Annotated in this window: 5 protein-coding genes; 3 read left to right on the forward strand and 2 right to left on the reverse strand. The window is 34.4% G+C overall.

The annotated features are described in order from the left end of the window. Nucleotides 1–116 precede the first annotated feature (116 nt). Nucleotides 117–536: a hypothetical protein gene (locus HNS38_RS15900; RefSeq protein WP_172280722.1), complete on the reverse strand. Its 420-nt coding sequence runs from the start codon at nt 534–536 to the stop codon at nt 117–119. A gap of 11 nt (nt 537–547) precedes the next feature. Beyond that, a complete protein-coding gene (locus HNS38_RS15905) occupies nt 548–1,189 on the reverse strand; it encodes a leucine-rich repeat domain-containing protein (protein ID WP_172346703.1) in 642 nt (213 codons plus the stop codon). Nucleotides 1,190–1,466: 277 nt separating this feature from the next. On the opposite strand from HNS38_RS15905, the gene HNS38_RS15910 reads away from it, so the two are divergent. From HNS38_RS15910 to HNS38_RS15920, 3 genes are all read left to right on the forward strand, one after another. After that, nucleotides 1,467–3,278 carry a hypothetical protein gene (locus HNS38_RS15910; RefSeq protein ID WP_172346704.1) on the forward strand — a complete coding sequence of 604 codons (1,812 nt, stop codon included), beginning with the start codon at nt 1,467–1,469 and terminating at the stop codon, nt 3,276–3,278. 112 nt (nt 3,279–3,390) lie between these two features. Continuing rightward, nucleotides 3,391–7,431: a two-component regulator propeller domain-containing protein gene (locus HNS38_RS15915; RefSeq protein ID WP_172346705.1), complete on the forward strand. Its 4,041-nt coding sequence runs from the start codon at nt 3,391–3,393 to the stop codon at nt 7,429–7,431. Nucleotides 7,432–7,439: 8 nt separating this feature from the next. Then, complete coding sequence (locus HNS38_RS15920) at nt 7,440–8,189, forward strand: LytTR family DNA-binding domain-containing protein (RefSeq protein WP_172284730.1); 750 nt, start codon at nt 7,440–7,442, stop codon at nt 8,187–8,189. Nucleotides 8,190–8,351 lie beyond the last annotated feature (162 nt).

Below are 8,351 nucleotides of genomic sequence, written 5' to 3' on the forward strand. Positions count from 1 at the left end.
TTTGCATGTGTTTAATTCGGAATCAAAAGTAAAAAAATAAACCCGAAATAAATATTCCGGGTTCTCCTCATCTTCACTTTCCAAAGCAATCCTTATTGAATGTACTGCGTTTGGGCTTATCTTACATAAAAAGACTTGATTATAGGGTCTTTCTCGGTGTCTAAAATTTTTATTTCTACTTCGTAATCTCCTATTGGCCAACCGTTATTAGGTCGGTTTAAAGAGGAATACATATCTACATTTCCTATTTCATCACCATTAGTCAAAACAACTGCGTCAATTTCTGTTCTACCATTTTTTAAATAAAACCATGAAAACTGAACCTGCGTTTCCCCAGGAGGATTCTTTAACTCACAACTCACATAGATTTGTGGGGTATTGGTTTCGAAAATGGGTTTGTCTATCTGGCAGATACTACCATTTATTTGATCACAAACTTTCACTTCTTCAATATGTGCAGAATTAAGATCAAAAAAGAAGGACAGTCCAATGATGATGATAATGACAAGAATTAAATATTTAAAAAACTTTTTCATAGGTTTTTATTTTATTGATGTATTTCGCAATGGGGATGAGCTAAGCTAAAAGCTTCTATTTCTTCTTGTGGAACCTTGGTTTTGCCTAAATTAATGATGGAGAGTTTGGGCAGATTCATAATGGGTTCTAGTGAAGTAATTCCTGTTTCATGAAACATAATCACCTGTAAATTTATAGCTTCCGATAATGGTTTTAGATCTGATATTTGGCTTTGTTGAATATAGATCTCTTCTAGGTTTTTTAAATTTCTTAGAGGAGTCAAATCATGAATTGGCGTATTAGGGATGTTTATATAAGTGAGTAATGGAAGCTTTCCTAAGGAGGATAAATCAGTTACCTGAGTATTTCCAGCAGAAACTTGTTTGAGATGGACAAGCATTTCAAGTGGTTTTAAGTTGTTTTTGTCAATGGGGTAAAAATCAAGACTAAATCCCTCAAGGTTTAAAATTTCATTCAGTATTTCGGTGTTTATTTGCTCTCCTAAATGCCCACTTTCCCTTAAGCATAATTCTTTCCAGGTATCATTTAATCCATTCCACCACAATTCTTCTGTCGAAAGTTCCCCTTCATGTCCTTTAAATTCATTGGTGCAGCTATTACCCTGAAACAGCAGCAAACACATGATAGAAAGAAGAAGGATTTTGAGTTTCATTGTCCATTGTTTCTTCGAAAATACAACCAAGAGACCCAATGTTCGGCTTAAGATATATATATGAGCTCATTTGGTGAAGAAACGTATCAGATGAATAGATAATTGATTTCTGTGTCATGACTAAGAAGAATTTGACCTCTTTACATTTCTTATAAATCAAAATAACAAATATGTCATGCTGAGAAACAATTATCAGATTGATCGGAGCAGATAAGTATTATTGAGTATTTAAGAATCGCATTGTTTTAACTTTATTCATCAATTTAAATGTAAAACAATGAAAAAGGCAACTATTTTTATACTATTAGTTTTTATATCTAGTTTGTTATCAGCTCAATGGGTTGTGGATAATGGTTTTGGTTTTAAGATAAATGTTCCATCAGATTGGACTAGAGAAACCAAGACAGAAGGTACCGACAAGATTTATGATTTTGTTCATCCTAGTAATAATATATTTCTAGAAGTTAGGGCATTTAAGGCTGATGCTAGTGTGACTCCCGATGCTATTGCTCAGTATTTCGAAAGTCAATATTTACCCAGTGCCAATCGAGTGGCTTTTGAGGATTATACTTTAAACAATACCCCTGGTAAGTTTGCTGGATACACGATGACAGTGAATGGATTAGAGGTGGGGATTGGAACTTTTTATGCAGTAAAAAATGGTTTTGGCTATGTTTTATGGACCATGATAGAAACTAGATTATACAATCAATACAGTGGAATTGGTGATGAGGTACTTAATACTTTTACTACCATTTCTGCTTCAAGCACTTCTAAGCGGGTAGTAATACCTCCCTCATTTAAAATTACCAATATGAAGTTGGGAAAGAGTTTGACCTCAAATTATGATATCCTACCTCAACAGGAAGCTGAAGAGTTCCAATCTAATCAAGATAAGATATATGTTATTTGGGATTGGGAAGGAAAGGCTGTGGGTAAGACCATGACCGTAAAATGGTATTATAATGGCCAAGAAATAACGGGTGCTAGTAAATCTTACACGCTACCTGCTGATGCGCAGGGCTATGGTTATGCCAATATTATTAAACCATCTGGAGGATTCAAAGTAGGTAGATATTTCGTCCAAATTGATTTTCAAGGTCAAAAACAAAGACGCATCGATTTTGAGATAAAGAAACCAGCCAGTAATGCTGAAGCTGGATTTGTTATTGTGCCTCCAGGAAGTAAAGGAAATTCTTCGAATAATGGAAATAGCAATGGAAAGAACATTAATCCTAACAGCTCTAATTCAAACTTCTCCTCTAATTTTAGCCTCAATCATCAGTCCTTTAAATTAGGAGAAGAATTACAGCCAGGCTCTAAGTCTAATTTAAAAAGCTCTTCCACAAAGTTTTATAAAAACACGCCTCAGGTCATTTCGGTATTTAAGTGGAATGGGAATGGAAATGGGCATCAAATAAAAGTAAACTGGCACTATTATGCACCAGGTTCTAGTGATAAAATGACTATTGTATCTAGTACATTTGATTTTCCAAATCAGGAAGGTGGAGAATCTAATTTTAGTTTAAGTAAGCCAGATGCTGGATGGCCAGAAGGTCAGTATTGGGTAGAGTATTATATGGATGGACAATACGAAAATGAGTTTAGATTTGATGTGGTTCCAGGTTCTTCATCTGCCGGCTCTTCGAGTACGAGTGCATGGGGAACAGCCACAGGAGGTTCTTCTGCTAGTCAAAATTCAAGTGCTAAAAAAATTGTATTAACAAGTGCTGGTTCTGAAAGTTGCTATAGTTTTAAGACAGGTAAGATTCATGGCGATCACCAAAATGCTGATATTATGGTTGAACCATGGTGTACAGAAGATGTTGGGGTTTGTGGTAATTGGTTAGTGACCAATTATACCAATATGGATGCCGTAACTACGGCTCCTTCAACAGGATATTTAAGCGATGGGAAATCGTTTACGGATTGCGATGTAATGGATATGAATAAAGTTGTGATAATCAAACTTAAGGATGGAACGTATGCCAAAATGATGATTTTGAAAACTGATTTCACCAAATCGAATAGTCAGAATCCACCTTGTCAACATAAGGCAACTATTCTTGTACAGTATCCCGCATTCTAAATCTATTAAATTCTATTAATTAATGATAAAGAATACGATATTTGAAGGTTTTCATTATTTTTACCTCATTATCGTATTCTTGTTTAATACCATAAAATAATATACTTGATCAATGAAGTTTAAAACTCTGCTCTTTATAATGCTTTGCCTTTGGGGACTGAATCAGGCTCAAACTCAAGTGGTGGAGTTGAATGAAGATTTTCAGACAAAGTTTGATAAACTGAGTGCAAAAGATGGGCTTTCAGATAATCGTATTCTTGATATTATTCAGGATAGATATGGCTTCATTTGGATTGCAACTACTGATGGACTAAATCGCTACGATGGTTATGAATTCTTAGTGTTTAAGAATATTCCAACGGATAGTACTTCCATTTCCTCAAATCTTATTACTTCAATAACTGAAGATATTTATGGGGATTTGTGGATTGGTACTAGTTTTGGGCTCAATAGATATGACAGAACCAAAGATGTTTTCATTCATTATTTTAGTGATAAAAAAAATCATAATGGTTTGCAAAACGACCATATTAGGAAGTTGCTAGCCGATGAAAAAGGAGTTTTGTGGATTGAAACAGTAGATGGTCATTTGCATCAATTCAATGTAAGGACAGAGCAAATAAAGCACTATAAGCACCAAGGGATTTCTCAAGAATATTATCACTATCACACTATGCTCAAGGAAAATGATTCTATTTTATGGATTGGAGGAAGAGGACTAAATGTGCATCGTTTTAATGTGAACACAAAAGAATTCGATGTTATAAACGCTAATGAGTATGGGGGGGGATTTCAAAAGAGAGCTAATGATGTATCTTTTTATTTTATAGATTCTAAAGATCAATTTTGGGTCTGTGGTCTCGATGGGGCTTATAAATTTGATAGAGAGAACAAACAATTCGAATTGTTTATGAGAGGTTCCACATTTTGTATTTATGAAGATAAAAATCAAACATTGTGGTTCGGAAAAGGCAATGGCATCACCAAGTACAATCCTAATACCAATGAGTTTATTCATGTCTCGGCTAATGTTAATAATCCCAATGCTTTGAGTAATGATCATGTGAATAAAATAATGGAAGATATGTCTGGAGTGGTTTGGGTGGCCACTAATGGTGGGCTAAGTCTTTATAGCCCTAAGAATCATAATTTCACTCATTATTTTCATATTCCAGGGGAGGAAAGAAGCGTTTCTGGAAGAAAAGTAACTGCTTTAGCTGAAGATAAAGATGGAATATTGTGGGTAGGTACCGATAGCGAAGGCCTAAATGCTTTTGATTTTAAAAAAGGGGTCATAGGTGAATATAAGAAAGGGAAAACCAAAAGTTCATTGCTTTCTAATCATATTAGCCATTTGTATTTTGATTCATCAGAAAACCTTTGGGTTTCCCAGTGGTCTGGTTTAGGGCTTGATAAATTGAATATAAAAACAAATGAAGTACAGTCTTATACCATTAATAATGCCAGTACTTACACTGATTGGTATCATCAAGTACTAGAAGATCGGAAACAAAATATAGTAATGGCAGTGTGGGGAGGTTATGGTTTGTATGGAATTCAAAAGGATAAAAGTGAAATAGATGTTTTAGGAGCAGATTTGGTCGTTATCCCCAATGAAAAATATATAAGTACTATTAGTTTTGAGGAGGATTCTGTTACTTGGTTTGGTGGGATAAATGGGCAACTAGATGTGACGTTAAAGAGCAAAACTGAAATGATTCATCTTAAGAATCTTTTTCATAATGAAAAGCCTAGTTACCCAGGTTTGCAGAAGATGCAAGCTTATAATTATGTGAATATGAAAGTCCCCTATTTTGATACCATCACCAAAGTGCTGAGAGCTGATCGTCAGACATACTTTGCCAACCGGAAGGGCCTATTTGCATTTGATCATCAGTGTCTCAAATTCCATAAAGAATTCCCTAAGGAGATGCAAAACCAGTCTGTCTTAACCATGGCAAAAATTGATGAGTCAGTTTGGTTTTTATTGGAGCATACTTTGGCTGTTTACAACAGAAGAAGTGGTGAATGGAATTATATAGAAATGAATTTAAATGGGGGTGGACAGGCACAGTTGCTCATCACCTTAGATCGTATATGGATTTCTAGGGGAAAGAATTTATATCAGTTTAACCGAAGTTTCCAAAGAATAGACTCCTCTAGGTATTCCCATAGAATAGTAAGTTTACAAGAAATTGAGCATGATAAGATTGCTTTTGCTGTTGGAAGTAGTATTATAATAAAAGGTAAATCAGAGGGAAGAATAGAATTAACAGAAAAGATTCAGGCTTTCTTGTGGAAACCAGAAGGAATATTATGGTTAAGTAAACATATGCTTTGGCAAGCTAGATTAAATGATACAGGTCACACTCAGAATATTATGCTCATCAGCACTGTTAAGCCCAATACTGAATTATCTGCTTTAGTTTTTCATGAAATGATGCAAAAAGATCAATATTATTATTTACTAAGCAATAAGGGATATTTAATTTACGATGAGATAAATAAGAAAACCTTTTATAACAGGGAAAGGGAACTCTCATTTATGCGATATCCTGTACATCTATTAACAGCAATTTCAAAAGCGGATGATGGGGAATACTGGCTAGGAACCACATCTACTGGGATAGCAAAATGGGATGCTGAAAGTCATAGCTTAAAAAATTATGTTTCAAATGAGTTTATAGAGGATGCCTATTGGGGTGAAACTGTCAATTTTATTTTTACAGATAGCAAAGGTAGAAACTGGAGTGGAGCTACTGGCTTGAACCTCTATTCTGACTCATTAGATGGTTTTACTCATTATACTAAAAAAGATGGTTTGCCCTCCAATAATTTAAGAGGTATGGCTGAGGATAACCATGGCCAACTTTGGATAAGTACTGAAAAAGGCTTGAGCTGTTTTTCCATTCCAGAGCAAAGTTTCACAACCTATACACCAGCAAATGGTTTGCCCAGTATGGACTTAACTTCTGCTATTATTCAACTACAAGATGGAAGAATGGCATTTGGAACTCAAGATGGTTTTGCTGTTTTTCATCCTGATAGCTTAGAATCCAATCATTATATACCTCCTGTGGTTATTACCGAATTCAGAGTTCAAGATAATCAGGTTTTTAAAGACTTAAGTGAGTTGGATACCGTTATTATTAAACCTGATGAAAACCATATTTCTTTTAGATTTGCTTCATTAGATTATAACAGTCCTTCAGATAATAAGTATCAGTATAAATTAGAAGGTGTCGACGATACTTGGATTCAAACCAATTCTATAAACAGGGCTATTTCGTATTCTAACTTAGATCCAGGCACCTATGTGTTTAAGCTTAAAGGGTCTAATAATAATGGCATCTGGAACGAACATGGTAAAAGCATTACCGTACTCATATTGCCTCGTTTTTACCAACAATGGTGGTTTTATGCTTTAATTTCTTTATTGTTTATTTTTGTGATCGTGATGATTGTTATCTATCGAATTCGGGAGCTCAAACTTCAAAACAAAGCGGCATCCTTGGAACAAAGGTTTTTGCGTTCTCAAATGAATCCTCATTTTATATTTAACAGCTTAGGGGCTATTCAAAGTTTTATTTTCAAAAATGAACCCATAGAAGCGGCCACTTATTTGTCTAATTTTTCTGATTTGGTAAGGATGATATTAAATAACTCTCGGCAAGATTTAATTACATTGCATACTGAAGTGAAAACACTTAATCAGTATCTTGATCTTCAAAAGTTAAGGTTTGGCGAAAAATTTGATTATGAAATTGAAGCGGATGAAAACCTGGATTTAGAAGACATGTTAATTCCACCTATGTTGGCTCAGCCATTTATTGAAAACAGCATTGAGCACGGTTTTAAAGGAATGAAATCAAAGGGTTTGATTCAGGTAGGGTTCAGATTGATAGACAATAGAATTGTTCTGATATGTCAAGACAATGGAATAGGGATTAATGCGAGTATTAGAGAAAAAGAACAGAAAAATCGAAAATACAAGTCTTTGGCTACTAAAATTACTAAAGACAGAATAGCGGTGTTGAATAAAGTATATAAGTCCAATATTCAACTGGAAATTTCTGATTTAAAAGATATTGGAAATTATGGTCGAGGTACTCGAGTTGAGATTAAAATACCAATGAATCTAAAAATGGAATAGGAGGAGTCATGATAAAAGCACTGATTGTTGATGATGAAAAGAATGCTAGAGAATCAATTTCTCAATTATGTCAGATGAGTTTTAAGGAAGTTGAAATTGTTGGACAAGCTAGTGGTGTGGCCACTGCTAAAATAATTATTCAAGAATTAAAACCCGATTTGGTTTTCCTCGATATTCAATTAGAGGATGGTTCTGCTTTCGATTTGTTGAATGAAATAGGAGAAATAAGCTTTCATATTATCTTTATTACTGCTTATGATGAGTATGCTGTAAAAGCCTTCAAATTTGCAGCTATAGACTATCTCATGAAGCCCGTTAATCCTCAAGAATTTATTGCAGCAGTTAATCAGGTGATTGTTTCTCACGAAAAAGAGGATTTTCAATTGAAATTCGATGCCTATCTTTCACATATTAAAGACAGTCTGTCAGAACATAAAAAAATAGTTCTAAAGACCGCTGAAAGTATACATTTAATTAAAGTCTATGATATCATCCGTTGCGAAGCTGACAAAGGTTATACGGAGTTTTTTCTAAGGGATGGGAAAAAGATTTTAGTGAGTAAGGGATTGAAGGACTACGATGTGATGCTTAGCGAATTCGGGTTTATCAGAACACATCAGTCTCATTTAATCAATTTAGATTATATCAATAGCTTTGAAAAATCTGATGGAGGTTATATCCTGATGTCAGATGGTAGCACCGTTCCGGTGAGTTCCAGAAAGCGTGAATATGTGTTTAAGATATTTGAAGAACTATAATTTTTGAAAAGTCATCATTCTGCTTCATTTCGTTTTCAAGGAAAATAATGTTCATTAGGAGAAACCTATCTATAAATTGGACAACAGATAGCGCTTGTAAGTGTTAAAAGACCGTTGCATAACGTAAGGATTCCTTAAATGGACAGTTTTTTTAGCTTTTTA

The organism is Lentimicrobium sp. L6 (assembly GCF_013166655.1).
GTDB lineage: Bacteria > Bacteroidota > Bacteroidia > Bacteroidales > UBA12170 > UBA12170.

Bases quoted from the DNA above. Each gene is read 5' to 3' on its own strand.
- HNS38_RS15900 (WP_172280722.1), bottom strand. From the start codon at position 536: ATGAAAAAGTTTTTTAAATATTTAATTCTTGTCATTATCATCATCATT.
- HNS38_RS15905 (WP_172346703.1), bottom strand. From the start codon at position 1,189: ATGAAACTCAAAATCCTTCTTCTTTCTATCATGTGTTTGCTGCTGTTT.
- HNS38_RS15910 (WP_172346704.1), top strand. From the start codon at position 1,467: ATGAAAAAGGCAACTATTTTTATACTATTAGTTTTTATATCTAGTTTG.
- HNS38_RS15915 (WP_172346705.1), top strand. From the start codon at position 3,391: ATGAAGTTTAAAACTCTGCTCTTTATAATGCTTTGCCTTTGGGGACTG.
- HNS38_RS15920 (WP_172284730.1), top strand. From the start codon at position 7,440: ATGATAAAAGCACTGATTGTTGATGATGAAAAGAATGCTAGAGAATCA.